Here is a 262-nt window from a genome sequence, read left to right as displayed (position 1 = left end):
TCGGCCCAGTCCGCCAGTGCGAGGTGCTGCAGCTCGCCCAGGCCCACCTGCGCCTCCAGCTGCGACAGCGCCAGCACCCGCTATACCAGCGTCTGCAGCCGCGCGGTCTGGTCCAGCACCTGGGCGGCAAAGCGCTGGCGGTCGGCGGCGGGCAGTTCGTCCTGCAGCAGCTCGCCGCTGGCCCGCAGCGCGGCCAGCGGGCTCTTGAGCTCGTGGGTGAGCGCGCGCACGTCGTGCTCGAGCTGCTCGCGGCCTTCCAGCC

Annotated in this window: 1 protein-coding gene; it reads right to left on the bottom strand. The window is 74.0% G+C overall.

Going from position 1 to position 262, the window contains the following annotated elements; genetic code table 11:
- Positions 1-80: 80 nt before the first annotated feature.
- On the bottom strand, positions 81-262 hold a 182-nt coding region (locus JFU56_RS22555; protein WP_305798266.1), incomplete at its 5' end, for a histidine kinase dimerization/phospho-acceptor domain-containing protein.

Origin of the sequence: Moritella sp. F3, assembly GCF_015082335.1 — a bacterium.
GTDB lineage: Bacteria > Pseudomonadota > Gammaproteobacteria > Enterobacterales > Moritellaceae > Moritella.
The sequence above is the reverse complement of the archived record's forward strand: the minus strand, read 5'-3'. Positions and strand labels throughout refer to the sequence as shown.